Here is a 16,584-nt window from a genome sequence, read left to right as displayed (position 1 = left end):
TCATGAGAGTTGTCGTCAACATTCCCCCAGGGAGCCACCCTGAACTGCTTAAAGAATTAGAAAAGACGCCACCACGGGAACGCGCTGAGCGTCTGCGGATGCTGGCCACCTTTGGGTTAATTCACATGAGCCAACCCAACTTATCCACGATATCTGTACCGGTGGATGGCATTGCACCAGATGGTGAAGTGACTTCTATGAGTACAGCGCCAGAACCCAAAGAAGAATCACGTAAACAATCATTAAAATCAAAACTTCGGTTTGACTAATTAGGCGGGTATTTATGAAGTTGTCAGATGCAAAATGCAGAAATATCAAACCTACCGAAAAAATACAAAAATTAACCGATGGCGCAGGTCTGTATTTAGAAGTTAAACCATCAGGAGCAAAAAAATGGCGTTACCGGTATCGCATTGCTGGAAAAGAAACAATTTTTACAATTGGTGATTATCCTACAATTAGCCTTAGTGAAGCCAGAATTAAGCGCCAAGAGGCGACTGAACTAGTAAAAGAAGGTAAACATCCAACGACAATCAGACAGTCTCGAAAGGTTAAAAACGAATGGGAAAGCGTTAATACCTTTCAAGCGTTGGCTCATGAGTGGATAGAAAAGAATAAGTCCAAGTGGTCCGAAAACTACAAGCGCCAGATTGAAATCAATTTACGGCGTTATGTGTTTCCGTCAATTGGCAAGTTGCCAATCAAGTCTGTTGAATCTGCCCATATTTTGGTAATTGTCCAAAAAATAGAGAAACAAGGTGTTGATAAAAGAAAAGGTAAGAAAGGATCACCGTCAATTGCATTGCTTGTAAAGCAATGGTGCGGAGCAATTTTCCGGTATGCAGTAGTAACATTAAGGGCTGAATACGATCCAGCAGCCCCCATTCAAGGAGCTATTACAAGACCAAGAGTCAGGCATCACCCTCATTTAGAAGGCCCAGAACTAAGCGGTTTTATGAGAGCGTTAAACGCCTATGAAGAACGAGGAATGCGACAAACCATAATTGCATTGAGGTTACTACTGCTTACCTTTGTTCGAAACGGCGAGCTACGTCTTGCAATTTGGGATGAGTTTGACCTAGAAAATGCGATATGGCGAATTCCTGGCGAACGTATGAAAATGCGGGAGCCCCATGTCGTACCATTATCCAAACAAGCCATGCAACTTTTAAGAGAGCTTAAAACTTTTACAGGGCCATTTGGTTTTATTTTTCCAAATCGCTCTACTGCAAATACGGCGATGAGCAACACCACGATAAATAGAGCCATAGAGTACATGGGCTATAAAGCCCGTATTACTTCGCATGGATTCAGGGGTACGGCATCAACAGTGCTTCATGAGCACGAATGGCCACACGAAATTATTGAGAGGCAACTCGCGCATGCCGAACGAAATTCTGTAGTAAAAGCTTATAACCATGCTCAGCATCTATCTAAGCGCAGAGAGATGATGCAATGGTGGGCGGATTATTTGGATGAAATCGAATCTAAGGCACTGGAGGTTGATTGATTAAGTGATGAATTTTTGCATCTTGCTGACCCGCACTGGTTCTCCTCACACTTCATAATACTCCTGAATTAAACATTAGGAGTTAGTCATGGATAATCGAATTTTACGTTTACCCCAAGTTATTGAGTTAACTGGTTTCAGTCGAAGCTCAATTTATGCACTCATGAAGACTGGAGAATTTCCGCTCAACATCAAGCTTGGACAAAGGGCTGTGGGGTGGAAGGAGCAGGATATCACCAACTGGATAAATACCAGAGCATCATATACTCAACACTATGCATCCAGTAACTAAAGATAATGCGGGTATGGCCAGAATCATACCCACATTCGTACCCGCAATTTATCAAGATGATGCTAGTTCGTAATAAACGCTACAGGAAAAAAACGTTTTTTAATCAACCAAATGACCTGTAACCACTGGACGCTTACACACCACTCTAGATGCTCATGCAGATTATCGATCATTAGCAACATACAAAATCCATTGGCTCAAATGGGAAGTCGATGCACTCCACGGCTGAAATGCGGCGCAAATGCTACCACAGCACCAGCTTGGGATTAAGCATTAAAAAAACAAAAAGCCAGTCAATTGACTGGCTTTCCATAGTATAGATCAGAGCACAAGTAACTTATTTGACTAAGGTTAAATGGCTACGACGCTTAGGCGGTTCATCCGTTGGTTCGGTTGGCTTGTCTTTTGTCTCAATGATAGACAAGGCCGATTCGGCTTCCTCTTCGACTAAGTACGCATCTTCAATATCGAAGACAGTCCCAGCGCCATTTTCACGAGCGTAAATGGCCACAATCGAAGCCATTGGCAATAATACCTGCTGAGGTACACCACCAAAACGCGCATTGAACTCCACAAATTCATTACCAATTTGCAAATTGCCCACTGCACCAGCCGCGATATTTAATACAATCTGGCCATCCTTCACATATTGCTGCGGTACTTGAGTGCCCTTGACAAAGGCATCAACCACAACGTGAGGTGTTAATTGGTTATCCATCAACCAATCGTAGTAAGCCCTGAGTAAATAAGGACGATTTGGAGTCAACGCTTTCATTACATACCCATGCGCATTTCGCGTTCAGCTTCAGTCAACGAAGCTTTAAAAGATTCACGCTCAAAAATACGTGTCATGTAAGCTTTGATGTCTTTTGCTACGCGGCTGTCTAACTCAATACCCAATACAGGCAAACGCCATAATAATGGGCCGAGGTAACAATCCGCTAAACCAAATTCTTCACTCATAAAGTAAGGCATTTCAGCAAATACTGGCGCGATTGACAGTAAACTTTCAGTCAGCTCTTTACGAGCAGCCTCTGCGCGGTCACCTTTACGAATACGTGCGACGAGTGAGTACCAATCAGTATCGATACGATGCATCATCAAGCGGCTTTGACCACGAGATACAGGGTAAACAGGCATCAAAGGTGGATGAGGGAAACGCTCATCCAAGTATTCCATAATGATACGTGACTCATAGAGTACGAGCTCACGGTCTAATAAAGTAGGTACTGAGTTATAAGGATTTACTTCGAGTAAATCCTCTGGCATTTCATTAGGGTCGACCTGTAAAACATCAACAGTAACCCCTTTCTCAGCTAACACGATACGGACTTGATGGCTATAAAGATCATCAGCACCTGAAAACAGTGTCATGACAGAGCGTTTGTTGGCAGCAACAGCCATTGATACCCTCCAGAGTCGAAATAAAACAAAAGTAAACGAGGGGCAAAGCCCCCCGTTTACACTATGCGGATACTATATTTTACCCGTTATTGGTGCCTAGTGTACATCTTTCCAATACTCTTTCTTCAAGAGGTAGGCCACAATAAAGAATATAAACAGGAATCCGAGCACCCACCAACCTAAAGCTTGACGCTCTAACTTAACAGGTTCAGCTGAATAAACTAAGAAACCAGTGATATCACGTACCGCTTGGTCATACTCTTCAGCATTTAACTTACCACCAGAAACCACAATTGTACCATCTTCTTGCTTAACAGGCGTGCCTTGCAGTTCTTCAAGAACATGTGGCATACCCACAGAAGGGAATACAGTGTTATTTACGCCAAATGGGCGGCTTGGATCTTTATAGAAGCCTTTGAGGTATGAATACACCCAATCTTCGCCACGAACCCGTGCCACTAAGGTAAGATCTGGTGGTGTTGCACCGAACCACTTAGCCGCATCTTTATGTGGAATTGCGTTTTGCATCAGCTCACCGATTTTGGCATCGGTAAACATGTACTTGCTACGCATATCATCGGCAGAAATACCGAGATCGTTCGCCACACGCTCATAGCGTTGATACTGAGTGCTATGACAACCAGAGCAATAGTGTTGGAACATATCCAGACCACGCTCTAAAGAAGCCTTATCATGCAGATCAACGTTGGCTTTTTCTAAATGTACATTGTGTCCAGTTGCGGCCATCGCCAGCGTTGGGAGCAATGTAACTAATGCAATCAGTAATTTTTTCATTAGTGTGTCAACCTCGCTGGAACAGGCTTAGTTTTCTCATTTTTGCTGTATAACCACAGTAATAAGAAGTAGCCGAAATACGTCACAGTGAAGATACGTGCAACAATAGTCAGCTCTGGTGTTGCAGGTACAGCGCCTAAATAACCTAAGACGATGAACGATACAGCGAACTGAGCGATGTTCAACTTGTGCAGCGTGCTGCGGTAGCGAATTGACTTCACTTTACAACGATCTAACCAAGGCAATACGAACAGTACTGCAATCGACAGCCCCATCATAACCACACCGCCCAATTTATCGGGAACAGCACGTAAGATGGCGTAGAAAGGTGTAAAGTACCATACAGGCGCAATATGCTCCGGTGTCTTCATTGGGTTAGCCGCTTCAAAGTTTGGCTTTTCAAGGAAGTAACCGCCGCCTTCTGGGATGAAGAACAGCACGTAACAGAACACAATCAGGAAGCCCGCAACGCCCATAATATCTTTAACTGTGTAGTATGGGTGGAATGGAATACCATCAACTGGCCAGCCATTCTCGTCTTTGTTCTTCTTGATTTCGATACCGTCTGGGTTGTTTGAACCCACTTCGTGCAGAGCGATTAAGTGTAAGAACACTAAAACCACTAACACTAATGGCAGTGCGATAACGTGCAGAGCAAAGAAACGGTTCAGTGTGGCGCCAGAGATCACGTAGTCACCACGGATCCATAGAGTTAAGTCATCACCGATAACAGGGATAGCACCGAACAGAGAAATAATTACCTGCGCACCCCAGTAAGACATTTGTCCCCATGGCAGCAAGTAACCCATAAAGGCTTCAGCCATCAGCACGAGGAAAATCAACATACCGAATAGCCACAGCAGTTCTCTAGGCTTTTGATATGAACCGTAAATCAGACCACGGAACATATGTAAGTAGATCACCACAAAGAACGCAGACGCACCCGTTGAGTGCATATAACGCAATAACCAGCCGTACTCTACGTCACGCATGATGTATTCAACAGAGGCGAAAGCACCTTCTGCTGTGGGTACATAGTTCATCGTTAACCAGATACCCGTCAGTAATTGGTTAACCAATACCAACATCGCTAGCGAACCAAAAAAGTACCAAAAGTTAAAGTTAGTTGGCGTAGCATACTGACCCACATGGCGATTATACGTCGCCGTCATTGGGATCCGAGCATCAATCCAATTAATTAAATTCTTAACCATTACGCCACTCCTTTATCTACACCGATGATAACAGTGCCATCATCAACATATTGATGTGGAGGGATAACTAGGTTCAATGGAGCTGGAACGCCTTGGAACACGCGGCCCGCCATATCGAACTTAGAACCATGACATGGGCAGAAGAAACCAGAAGTCACACCTTGAACTTGCTCAGCAAATGAATCTGGCAAATAAGTGGGTGAACATCCTAGGTGGGTACAAATACCGACAGCAATAAAATACTCTGGCTTGATTGAGCGCAGAGGATTTGTTGCATATTCAGGCTGCTGCATTTCAGCAGACGCTGGATCTCTTAACTTATCGTCGTGTGTTGGCAGTTCATTGATCACAGCTTCAGTGCGACGAACAACCCATACAGGTTTTCCTCGCCATTCAACACGGATCAGCTGACCTGGCTCTACTTTACTGATATTTACTTCGACCGGTGCACCTGCAGCTTTCGCTTTGGCACTCGGATTCCATGACTTGATGAAAGGAACCGCTACAGCGACGGCACCAGCACCACCTACTACGGCGGTTGCGGCTGTCAGGAATCTGCGACGTCCGGTATCGACTGGCGCATTGCTCATCCACTTATCTCCCAGAGGGTGTTGGAATTTTTATATTTCAAAGACTTTTTGCCTCTTAGTTATCACCATGGGCAAAAATCGAAGTTTGAAGCGGGGCTCATTATAGCTAAAAATTAGAAGCAGATCATAGTGAAAACAAGCAAGTAAGTTAGGGAGATTGCGAGTTTTTTAAAAAAAGGGCAAAAAAAGTACAGCTGTTAAGCAATTTTAATCGTTTTGAACTGTTTTTTGAGCATATTGACTGTGTGATAGGCATAAACAATGCATTGCTAATGTATTTTTAGCGCTCACTTTGTCACTTACTGTTTTCATTTAGGATAAAAAAAATGGGCCCTAGTGATTGGGGCCCATTCTGAACGATTTAGCATCGCTTATTTCTTAGTAGCACTACTCTTCATGTATTTGAAGAATTCGCTATCTGGCTCTAACACCATAACGTCTGAACTTCCGGAGAAGCTCGCACGATAAGCATCTAAACTACGCAAAAAGCTAAAAAATTCAGGATCTTTGTTATAAGCATCCGAATAAATTTTTGCAGCTAATGCATCACCTTCACCACGAATGGTTAAGGCTTTACGCTCAGCTTCCGCAATTTTAACTGTAACATTGGCATCAATCGTAGCGCGAATAATTTCAGATTGCTCTTTACCTTGAGCACGGTGCTCTTTAGCCACAGCTTGACGCTCAGCGCGCATACGTTGGTAAATACTGTTACTCACGTTTGCGGGTAGGTTGATCTGCTTAACACGCACGTCAACAACTTCAATACCTAAATCTTTAGCACTCTCAGCAGCATTCGCTAACGCGTTATTTTGTAACTCATCACGCTGCCCAGAAACGATCTCTTTGATCGTACGACGACCAAACTCGGTACGTAAATCGTTGTTGATCTTACGTTGCAGCAAGGTCTCAGCATTCGATTTAATCCCTCCATTAGTAGAGAGGTAGTATTTTTCGAAATCAAAAATACGCCACTTCACATAGGAGTCGACCATTAAGTCTTTTTTCTCAGAGGTGACGAAACGATCTGCAGCGCCATCTAAAGTTTGGATACGCGCATCAAGCAACTTCACTTTATCGATCACAGGCACTTTAAAGTGTAAACCTGGGCCGAAAACACGTGTTACTTGTTTGCCATCAACTTTATCTTTAACGATTTCGCCAAAGCGCGCCACAATCGCACGTTCGCCTTCGTTAACCACCATCACAGATGACAAACCAATGCCTAATATAACGGCGATCAGAACAATACTTAATCTACCCATGAATTACTCCCTCCCCTGGCGAGCACGTTCCTCGCGAGATGGGCGTTCACTCAAAGGCTCACCAATGCGTGTCGTTGAAATAGATGAAGAATTGACATTCTGTTGAGGTTTAGGCTCAACGTCTGGCATAGTCGCAGGCTTCTCTTTGATTAACTTGTCTAGTGGCAGATACATTAAATTGCCGTTGTTTTTAGCATCGATAATGACTTTGTTAGTGTCAGTCATCACCTGTTGCATTGCATCGAGATACAAACGCTTACGGGTCACTTCAGGTGCAGCTTGGTATTCAGGTAAGAGCAACTCGAAACGAGCCACTTTACCGCGCGCCTCTAAAATTTCACGTTCTTTATAAGCATTAGCTTGTTGCGCCATGCGCTCGACTTCACCACGTGCTTTCGGTTCAATCTCACGGGCATAGGCTTCAGCCTCACGAATAAAGCGTTGTTCGTCTTCTTGCGCTGAAATGGCATCGTCGAATGCATCTTTCACTTCTTCAGGCGGACGCGCTGGCAAGAAGTTAACGTCAACAATAGCCAAGCCCAACTTGTACGGCTCAAGAATGCGTTCTAATTCTTTCCAAGTATCGCGACGAATAGCATCACGGCCTGTGGTCAGAATATCGTCCATCTTGTTGTGACCAATGACATAGCGCAGCGCACTGTCAGTGGCTTCACGTAAACTGGCATTGGCGTCTACCGCACTAAAAAGATAGGCATACGCATCAGAAATACGATATTGCACGTCTAGCTCAACCTTCACGACGTTTTCATCAGAAGTTAGCATGCTGCCAGATGATGGCACAGAGCGAACTGATTGCACGTCAACAGGATAAATTTCATCGATAAACGTTGGTTTCCAGTGAAGACCCGGTCCCACCTCACCATTATGTTGACCAAAACGCAACGCTACGCCCCGCTCGGCTTCTTTAATGGTGTACAAACCCGAAAGTCCCCAAACAACAAAAGCGATGGCAAGAATGATGATTAAGCTAAAGGAACTAAAGTTTTGGCCAGAAGAGCCATTACCTTTGCCGCCAAAGCGTTTTGAAAGATTACGAAAAACCTCATCAAGGTCCGGTGGTCCTTTGTCGTTACCACCTTTATTTCCCCAAGGATCATTACCCTTGTTACCGGGCTCGTTCCAAGCCATTTAGCACTCCATAAGTGGATGAAATAAATTAGATTATTAACAAACAGCCTTTTCTATCGACGCATCGTAGATAAAGGTTTCTAACTCACCCTGACTCTGTTTAGCTAATCGGCGCCAATCGGCATCCGATAAACGAACAGACAAAATACAGTTCCCCAGATCGTCGTACTCTTTCTGCTGTATCGCATCCAGTCGATAAAACTGGCCAAGATAATGTCCAGCTGTTGCCGGAATCTTAAGTGTAAACTCATGAATAACTTCACCAATTAACTCAGTGATCGCCTTCAAGAGCAGATCAAACCCCAAACGCTTTTGTGCCGAAACCCAGACTCGTACAGGCTTACCGCGTTCATCATATTCGATACGCGGCGTAACATCTTCAAGCAAGTCAATTTTATTGCAAACAATCAATTGCATCACTTTATCAGCATCGATATCTTTAAGCACTGATTGCACTTGCTCAAAATTATCCGCCATATTTTCATCTGCACAATCAACAATATGCAGTAACAAATCTGCTTGACGCGTCTCTTGTAATGTTGCTTTAAATGCAGCAACGAGATCATGTGGCAAATGACGAATAAAACCTACAGTGTCCGCTAAAATTACGGCACCGTCGGGTAGATCTAACTTTCTCAATGTAGGGTCAAGAGTCGCAAATAGCTGGTCAGCTGCATAAACATCAGATGAGGTTAAGGCATTAAACAGCGTCGACTTGCCCGCGTTGGTATAACCCACTAATGAGACGGTTGGCATGTCACTACGCTTACGGGCGCGGCGACTCTGCTCACGTTGTTTATCAACACGCTCTAAGCGTTTGTTGATATTTTTAATGCGCCCCCGAAGCAAGCGCCTATCTGTTTCGAGCTGGGTTTCCCCTGGGCCACGTAAACCAATACCACCCTTTTGGCGCTCAAGGTGAGTCCAACCACGCACTAGGCGAGTCGACATGTGGCGCAATTGCGCTAGCTCCACCTGTAGCTTACCTTCATGAGTCCGAGCTCTTTGGGCGAAAATATCTAAGATCAGTGATGTCCTGTCCAATACTCGGCACTGACATACCTGTTCAAGATTTCGCTCCTGAGCTGGACTCAAGGCGTGATTGAAAATAACCACATTAGCCTCGGTGGCTGCCACTAAGGCGGCTAACTCCTCGGCTTTACCAGAACCAATAAAAAACTTACGGTCTGGTGAGCGTCGACTTCCAGTAATGACCCCGACTGAGCGTGCTCCAGCTGATTCGACTAATAGCTGTAACTCCACTAAGTCTTCTCGGCGTTCCTCATCGAAAAAGTCGATATGGACAAGAACCGCTGTTTCTCCCGCCTCATAACGATCAAACAAGAAGCAAACTCCTTAACTAAACTTTATTCGCCACTTGGCATATCGTCTTGCGCGCCATAACCGCCCTGGGCATTTTGATGGCCAGCAACGTTAAATGGACGAGCAGGAACCACAGTAGAAATAGCGTGTTTGTAAACCATTTGGCTCACTGTGTTTTTCAACAGAATGACAAACTGATCAAACGACTCTACCTGTCCTTGGAGTTTAATGCCGTTTACCAAGTAAATAGATACAGGAACGCGCTCGCGGCGTAGTGCGTTCAAAAATGGGTCTTGTAAAGATTGCCCCTTAGCCATTTTATTATTTCCTTTTTAATTTATATAAAAATAAATCGATATCAGTGAAGTTTTTTGTTTAGTTTTAGTATTATACAGCAAGGGCTAATAAGCTAGCGGCATTGACGCATAAGTGTAACTAAATTCCCCTCAGCACCACTTTCCAGCCAATTCAACTCTGGCCAACTACGCAACCATGTTAATTGACGCTTAGCTAATTGCCTAGTAGCGGCAACGGCTTTTTCGACCATAGTATCATAGTCAAATTCACCATCGAGATATTGCCAACATTGTCGATATCCCACGCAACGCATTGAGGGTAAATCTAAATGCAAGTCACCTCTCGCTTTAAGCTGGACGACTTCATCAATAAAGCCTTGCTCTAACATTATGCGAAAACGCTGCCCGATTAACGCATGCAACACTTTACGCTCTCGCGGTGCAATGGCAAATTGCACCACATCATAGGGTAAAGGAGTCGACTTGGTCATTGTTAACTCAGTCAAACTCTTACCGCTTATTCTATAGACTTCTAACGCTCTTGAAAGCCTTTGTGGATCATTAGGATGAATTCTTTCTGCAGAGACGGGATCTATCTCCCTCAATTGCTCGTGCAGCGCTTCCCATCCGTTTGTATCCGCCTCGGCTTGAATATCGGCGCGAATAGCCTCATCAGCACTGGGTAGCGGCGATAATCCCTCTAATAGAGCCTTAAAATACATCATGGTTCCGCCCACTAATAAAGGGGTCTTGCCCATGCTGATAATCTGTTCAATCTCGCGCAGCGCATCGGCTCTAAAATCGGCAGCCGAATAACTTTCACTCGGATCGCGAATATCAATCAAACGATGCGGACCTCGCGCTAATTCCTCGGCAGAGGGCTTAGCACTGCCGATATCCATGCCGCGATAGATTAATGCTGAATCAACCGAGATAATTTCGCAATTATGCTTTTCGGCTAATTCAAGAGCTAAAGCCGTTTTTCCTGACGCCGTTGGCCCCATCAAAAAAACCACTTTAGGCTGTAATTCTTTATTCAATTGCTTGCTCTTCTAGCCACGATTGCCAAGGTAAGGATACTGCTTTACTGGCAATTTGCTGTCTTTTATCTTCCGTTAACTGGCAATAAGCGGCCCAAATATCGGGTGCCGAGATAAATCCAGTTAGGCTCTGCTCTGCCAGCCATAACGCTAATGCATTGGGTGCTGGCGCTTCAAAACGTAGCGATTGTAACCACTCAGGAATGACCTTCGCTAACTGACAGTCCCTCAGATATGGGGGCACTTTTTTAATAATCAACTGCTGGTAACGAATTGTTAGCTCTAAACCAAGTTGACGGATAAGTGTTGCATGCTCTTCGAGTAACGCTGCCCAATCAGGATCAGCGGCGACCGATACTGGCATCAATAAAGGCTGCCCAATCAACCCTGTAGCCAGTTTTATTTCAATCTCATGGCTACGGACTGCTAATGCTGCAGACTCAATACGTAATAAACTTAATTTTGGCCCATCACTAAATACCCAAAATTGTCCATCTAGTATCGATGGCATAGGTAAAACAGCTTGATAAGCCTTGTCCTGTACGCTGTAAGATGGGGTCTCCAGTAATGCACCATAACTGGCAATCGCTGTCTTAGAAGGCAGCTCAGCTCTTGCACGGCTTTCTCCAGCCGAACTACTGCGTGACTCCCTAGGTACCGCCATGCTTCCATAGGCATTGCTCTGCACCATAGTCCCCGCCCGTACGGTGGCAATATCTCGAGCACGAGACTCACCAATAGCCGTATCGACTTGACTCCCTCGATAATTTTCAGGTTGAGGAGTATTAGTCCAAGCTAAGTTAGCTTTCGGAGATTGCAGCTCGAAGGCAGTATGTTCAGACTTGGGTTCTGAAACATCATCCTCCACTTGGGGCGAACCAAGCTCGAAAGGACGTTCAAAACTAAGCTCTCCGGCTTCTTCTAACGCCGATTGCAGCGCCTGCAAAATATAATCATGCACATAACGGCTTTGATGGAACCGCACTTCATGTTTTGCTGGATGCACGTTCACATCCACCTGATGAGGATCAATATCCAGCATCAGCACATAGCTGGGTTGTTCTACTTCGGCCTTTTGTGCAAATGCTTGACGTACCGCATGATTAACTAAACGATCGCGCACTAGACGGCCATTCACATAAAAGTAATGAGTATCGGTCTGCACGGTTGACCAAGGCGATTGCAGATAACCACTTAAACGTAAATCATCGTGTTGACATTCGATTCGAAGTGCTTGATCGGCAAACGGCCGGCCCGCAACCTGGGTCAGTCGTTGTAAATATTGTGACTCATTCATCGCAGGGCGATAATTGCGCACGGTTTTACCATTGTGTGTCAGGGTAAAATGGATATCCCCCCGCACCAAAGCAATTCGCTTTAACCATTCATCAATATGGGTAAATTCGGTTTTGTCACTTTTTAAAAAGCGTCGACGCGCCGGAGTATTAAAAAATAGATCAACGACTTCAATGGTTGAACCCACCGGATGCGCCGCTGGCATGACTTTAACAGCCATATCGACGCCTTCAGCGTAAGCTTGCCACGCTTCGGTTTGCTCAGCAGTGCGCGACGTTAAGGTTAAACGGGAGACGGAGCTGATACTTGCTAAAGCCTCACCGCGAAAGCCAAAGCTGAGGATAGCTTCAAGATCGTCAAGGGAATGCAGTTTCGAGGTGGCATGGCGCGACAACGCCAAGGCTAATTCATCCTTTGGGATCCCCGAACCATTGTCACGGATCTTAATCAGCTTACTGCCGCCCTTATCGATTTCGATATCGATACGGGTTGCGCCAGCATCTAAGCTGTTCTCAACGAGTTCTTTCACCACTGAGGCCGGTCTTTCGACAACTTCGCCAGCGGCGATTTGGTTCGCCAATTGCGGCGGAAGGATCTGGATCCCCATAGAATTCATCCTATTTAGCTCTCAGGAATCACAAGTGTCTGCCCAAGCTGTACCACATCAGTCTTCATGCCATTAGCACGTATAATGCTAGCCATCGGGACTTTATAGCGCTGGGCAATAGCAGAAAGCGACTCCCCCCGACTCACCTTATGCTTAATATTTCCCGCAGATTTTGTACTTGATGGCGCCGTTGAACTTCCATGATTGCGCTTGGCCAATAAGGTATCAGCCGGTGGGTTGTTTTGGAAATAACGATTAACGCCCTTGTAAATCGCAGTGGCAATACTCTCTTGATGACGGTTGCTGCTCAGCAAACGCTCTTCCTTCGGGTTCGAGATAAACCCTGTTTCCACTAGAATTGAAGGAATATCCGGGGATTTCAATACGGCAAAACTGGCTGATTCAGGACGATTCTTATGCAGCTCCGTCACTGCACCTAAATCTTTTAAAATATCCCCAGCAACCGAGTGACCAATGGCCATAGAGCTGTTCATAGACATGTCGAGTAAGGTCATAGCAAGATACTGTTCATTATCAGTATTTTGAATAATTTCCCCTGCGCCTCCCAGCAACTCTGAGTGTTTCTCTTTTTGTTCTAACCAACGACCAATTTCACTGTTTGCACGGCGCATCGACAATACCCACACAGATGCACCTCGTGGATTGGGTGATGTAAAAGCATCCGCATGAATAGAGATCAGCAAATCTGCCTTACTGTTACGAGCAAGTTCAGAGCGTTTATTCAAATTCACAAAGTAATCACCAGTGCGGATCATCACTGCACGCATTCCAGGTGTGTCGTTAATTTTGCTCGATAACCGTTTTGCAATTTCGAACACGACTTTTTTCTCATAGAGACCGGATGGTCCAATCGAGCCGGGATCATCACCACCATGCCCAGCATCAATCGCGATAACAATATCGCGGGAAGATGGCACACTTTGATTAACGGATTTTTTAACTGAAGTTGAACTCGTGACTGACGGCGAAGCCGTCACAGTTTTATCCTCTAGGTCAACCACTAGCCGATTACCATAAGGGGCAGTCACAGGTAACGAAAATAAGTTCGCATTTAAGGGTTTAACCAAATCAATAACCAGACGTAAATCGCCTTTCGTCGGAGATTTGCTGACTCGTATGCCTTTGACTAACTTACTGTTGTTATCGATATTTTTCAGGCTCAGTTTAGTTGATGCCTTTTTTAGATCGACCACTAAACGATGAGGACCATCGAGGGAAAAATAACTGTAATTGGGCACCTCACTCAAATCGAACACAATTCGTGTCGACTCGGGTGCGGCCCAAATACGCACACCTTCGAGCTGGTTGGCCGCGTGGGCTGCAACAGCAAAAAACGCGCATAAAAAAAGAATAATTCTTTGAAAGTAATACTTATTTTTAGTCATCTTTGTTTTTATTTTATCGCGGCTAATAGCGTTTTACCTGATTCGGTTAAGGCTCGAATATGGATTTCACGTCCTTGGTTAAAATATTTTAAATGTAGGTGGATATCAGCATCGGGTAACAACCCTTCACCTTTGTCAGGCCATTCTACGATACAGAGGCTGCTCTGGGTAAAGTAATCACGGATCCCCATAAACTCTAACTCTTCGGGATCGTTTAAACGATACAAATCAAAATGATAAACTTCGACACCGTCGAGCTCATAAGGTTCAACTAAAGTGTAAGTTGGGCTTTTGACTGCACCTTTATGTCCTAATCCTTGAATCAAACCGCGGCTCAGAGTGGTTTTACCCGCCCCCAAATCCCCCGTTAAATACAGAGTCAAAGGCGCTTGAATATGGCGAGCCAATTTTTGCCCAACCGCAATAGTCTCGTCTTCATTATGTAATTGAAAGGTTAACTCTGTCTCTGTCATGTCCGCTTATATCACTGCCGTTATCGATTAAGGAGGCAATTTAAGCGCGGCAGTCCACCTGCGCTTAAATTTTACAGCGCCTAGAGTAAATCACTATTTACTAATTGGCGAATAAAAGGCATCAAATCGCTGGCTAACATGCCCCGTTCACCTTGAACCGCAGCAAGGTCCGCCGCGCAACCATGAACGACAACGCCAACGACTGTCGCCTGCATGTTATCCATACCTTGAGCCATAAGGGCGCCTATAATACCAGATAACACATCACCGCACCCACCACTCGCAAGACCTGGATTACCAACTGGCGCCACGACCATCTGTTTTCCATCAAAAATGATGGTTCCAGCCCCTTTAAGCAGCACTACTCCACCGTATTTTTGCTGCAAAGCACGCACGGCCGCGAATCGATCATGCTCAATATCAGCGACACTGCATCCCAGCAGTCGTGCGGCCTCTCCCGGATGGGGCGTGAGTACCCAGTTAGTTTGCCTGCGCGGTTCTTGACTGAGCAGATTCAGGGCGTCGGCATCGAGTACACAGGGTTTATCGCTTAACCCCGCGGCTTTAAACAAGTTATAACCCCAATCGTGTTTACCTAACCCAGGGCCAAGCACAATCACCTGTGCCCAACCAAGGCGCAGATACACCTCCATATCGACTAGCTCACAACCCCAAAACATTAACTCAGGTCGAGATACATTTACCGTAAGTTGGTGCTCAGGCCGACTGATCACTGTGACTAATCCAGCCCCCGCACGCAAACAAGCTTCACTGGCAAGCCGAATAGCTCCAGCCATGCCAAAGTCACCACCAATCAGGGTCACTTTACCCGATTGACCTTTGTGGCTATCCCTTGCTCTGGCGGCAAAATAGCTTTTTAGGATTTCACCACCCACTCGAGTCGCGCTTTCACCATTAAAAAAGGGAGTTAATCCCAGATCGGCAAAAGCAAGATGACCGCAGTGATGTCTTGCCTTACTGGTGAGTAGGCCTTGTTTTAAACCGCCAAAGCATAAAGTCGCATCCGCCATCACTGCGACTTGAGCGACAACACCGGTATCGGCCAAGATCCCCGAGGGGAGATCCAAACTAAGCACCCAAGCATTACTCTGATTAATGGCATGGATAAGCGCAGCAACCTGTTCTCGCACCGCGCCCTGAACGCCAGTCCCCAGCAATCCGTCGATAAGGATTGGCGCCTGTAAGATCGCATCAATATTAGGAGAATCGACTATCCCACCTTGATTAAGGTAAGCCGAAAGCGCTTGTTCAAATTCTGGCGTACCCTTGGTCTTTAGTAAAAAAACGTGGACCTTATGTCCTGCTTCTAGAGCTAGACGAGCACAAACGAGGGCATCAGCACCGTTATTACCATTACCTGCGAGTACCAATAATGGCATAGCCCCAAGCTTAGGCTGGCGCACTATCTGCTCTGTTAAATAGTTAAACGCTGCGCATCCAGCACGTTCAACTAATTGATACAACGTAGCTTCCCCTTCTGAAACTGCGAGCAGTTCCGCCGCTCGCACCTGCTCTTGCGTATAAAGCGCTGTGGGTAAACTCGATAAATCTTGTGCCATAGAGGATCTCCTGCGCGACAAAATAACAAAAGGGTGACTCATCTAATCGACCATCGCTATGGATGAACACTAAACAGTTAATGGTCAAATCAACTAATGAGATCAAGAAAGTAGCAAAAAGCTTCGAGAAAAGTTATGACGTAAATCAGATGCCATGCAAAAAGCAGTGAATATGGATAACACTTATCATCCAAAAACAACAAAGCCAGCATTTAGCCTGTCTCTTGATCACAAGTCTTCGTGATTGAGAGACATGGCCAATTCGTAACCCTCAAGGATGGTTTGTAACCTAAACCATCCTTCCCACAATACCTCTACACAAGCTCGACCTGTCCGCTTGGTAT

At 45.3% G+C, this 16,584-nt stretch carries 17 protein-coding genes; 3 read left to right on the top strand and 14 right to left on the bottom strand.

The genetic code is table 11. The annotated features are described in order from the left end of the window. Window positions 1-2: 2 nt before the first annotated feature. From AEA42_RS05945 to AEA42_RS05935, 3 genes are all read left to right on the top strand, one after another. Window positions 3-269, top strand: a complete 267-nt coding sequence (locus AEA42_RS05945; protein ID WP_055647228.1) for a hypothetical protein — start codon at window positions 3-5, stop codon at window positions 267-269. 14 nt (window positions 270-283) lie between these two features. Beyond that, entirely contained in the window at window positions 284-1,510 is a 1,227-nt protein-coding gene (locus tag AEA42_RS05940; RefSeq protein ID WP_055647227.1) for an integrase arm-type DNA-binding domain-containing protein, read from the top strand. Between the two features lie 88 nt (window positions 1,511-1,598). Beyond that, window positions 1,599-1,802, top strand: coding sequence for an AlpA family transcriptional regulator (locus AEA42_RS05935; RefSeq protein ID WP_055647226.1), 204 nt, complete (start codon window positions 1,599-1,601; stop codon window positions 1,800-1,802). 337 nt (window positions 1,803-2,139) lie between these two features. On the opposite strand, the gene AEA42_RS05930 is transcribed toward AEA42_RS05935, so the two are convergent. From AEA42_RS05930 to AEA42_RS05865, 14 genes are all read right to left on the bottom strand, one after another. Further along, window positions 2,140-2,577: a ClpXP protease specificity-enhancing factor gene (locus AEA42_RS05930; protein ID WP_037414173.1), complete on the bottom strand. Its 438-nt coding sequence runs from the start codon at window positions 2,575-2,577 to the stop codon at window positions 2,140-2,142. After that, window positions 2,577-3,206: a stringent starvation protein SspA gene (gene sspA, locus AEA42_RS05925; protein WP_037414175.1), complete on the bottom strand. Its 630-nt coding sequence runs from the start codon at window positions 3,204-3,206 to the stop codon at window positions 2,577-2,579. Before sspA ends, AEA42_RS05930 begins: the two co-directional genes overlap by 1 nt. A 96-nt stretch (window positions 3,207-3,302) precedes the next feature. Beyond that, window positions 3,303-4,001, bottom strand: coding sequence for a cytochrome c1 (locus AEA42_RS05920; RefSeq protein ID WP_055647225.1), 699 nt, complete (start codon window positions 3,999-4,001; stop codon window positions 3,303-3,305). Beyond that, a complete protein-coding gene (locus AEA42_RS05915; protein ID WP_011715793.1) occupies window positions 4,001-5,215 on the bottom strand; it encodes a cytochrome bc complex cytochrome b subunit in 1,215 nt (404 codons plus the stop codon). Before AEA42_RS05915 ends, AEA42_RS05920 begins: the two co-directional genes overlap by 1 nt. Beyond that, the gene (gene petA / locus AEA42_RS05910) at window positions 5,215-5,805 is read right to left on the bottom strand and encodes a ubiquinol-cytochrome c reductase iron-sulfur subunit (protein WP_037414180.1); all 591 of its coding nucleotides are present in this window, start codon (window positions 5,803-5,805) and stop codon (window positions 5,215-5,217) included. The genes AEA42_RS05915 and petA overlap by 1 nt, the downstream gene beginning before the upstream one ends. A gap of 371 nt (window positions 5,806-6,176) precedes the next feature. Next, entirely contained in the window at window positions 6,177-7,070 is an 894-nt protein-coding gene (gene hflC, locus AEA42_RS05905; RefSeq protein ID WP_037414182.1) for a protease modulator HflC, read from the bottom strand. A gap of 3 nt (window positions 7,071-7,073) precedes the next feature. Beyond that, complete coding sequence (gene hflK, locus AEA42_RS05900; protein ID WP_037426991.1) at window positions 7,074-8,219, bottom strand: FtsH protease activity modulator HflK; 1,146 nt, start codon at window positions 8,217-8,219, stop codon at window positions 7,074-7,076. A 36-nt stretch (window positions 8,220-8,255) separates the two neighbouring features. After that, window positions 8,256-9,563 carry a ribosome rescue GTPase HflX gene (hflX, locus tag AEA42_RS05895; RefSeq protein WP_037426988.1) on the bottom strand — a complete coding sequence of 436 codons (1,308 nt, stop codon included), beginning with the start codon at window positions 9,561-9,563 and terminating at the stop codon, window positions 8,256-8,258. A 23-nt stretch (window positions 9,564-9,586) separates the two neighbouring features. Then, window positions 9,587-9,859 carry an RNA chaperone Hfq gene (hfq, locus tag AEA42_RS05890; RefSeq protein WP_011070934.1) on the bottom strand — a complete coding sequence of 91 codons (273 nt, stop codon included), beginning with the start codon at window positions 9,857-9,859 and terminating at the stop codon, window positions 9,587-9,589. Between the two features lie 92 nt (window positions 9,860-9,951). Then, complete coding sequence (gene miaA, locus AEA42_RS05885) at window positions 9,952-10,878, bottom strand: tRNA (adenosine(37)-N6)-dimethylallyltransferase MiaA (protein ID WP_082389612.1); 927 nt, start codon at window positions 10,876-10,878, stop codon at window positions 9,952-9,954. Further along, window positions 10,871-12,781, bottom strand: a complete 1,911-nt coding sequence (gene mutL, locus AEA42_RS05880) for a DNA mismatch repair endonuclease MutL (RefSeq protein WP_055647224.1) — start codon at window positions 12,779-12,781, stop codon at window positions 10,871-10,873. Before mutL ends, miaA begins: the two co-directional genes overlap by 8 nt. A gap of 14 nt (window positions 12,782-12,795) precedes the next feature. After that, a complete protein-coding gene (locus AEA42_RS05875; protein WP_037414192.1) occupies window positions 12,796-14,187 on the bottom strand; it encodes an N-acetylmuramoyl-L-alanine amidase in 1,392 nt (463 codons plus the stop codon). 8 nt (window positions 14,188-14,195) lie between these two features. After that, the gene (gene tsaE / locus AEA42_RS05870; protein ID WP_037414194.1) at window positions 14,196-14,660 is read right to left on the bottom strand and encodes a tRNA (adenosine(37)-N6)-threonylcarbamoyltransferase complex ATPase subunit type 1 TsaE; all 465 of its coding nucleotides are present in this window, start codon (window positions 14,658-14,660) and stop codon (window positions 14,196-14,198) included. 80 nt (window positions 14,661-14,740) lie between these two features. Beyond that, entirely contained in the window at window positions 14,741-16,240 is a 1,500-nt protein-coding gene (locus AEA42_RS05865) for a bifunctional ADP-dependent NAD(P)H-hydrate dehydratase/NAD(P)H-hydrate epimerase (protein ID WP_055647223.1), read from the bottom strand. Window positions 16,241-16,584: the final 344 nt, after the last annotated feature.

The organism is Shewanella sp. Sh95, from assembly GCF_001308045.1.
GTDB classification, from domain to species: domain Bacteria; phylum Pseudomonadota; class Gammaproteobacteria; order Enterobacterales; family Shewanellaceae; genus Shewanella; species Shewanella xiamenensis.
The sequence above is the reverse complement of the archived record's forward strand: the minus strand, read 5'-3'. Positions and strand labels throughout refer to the sequence as shown.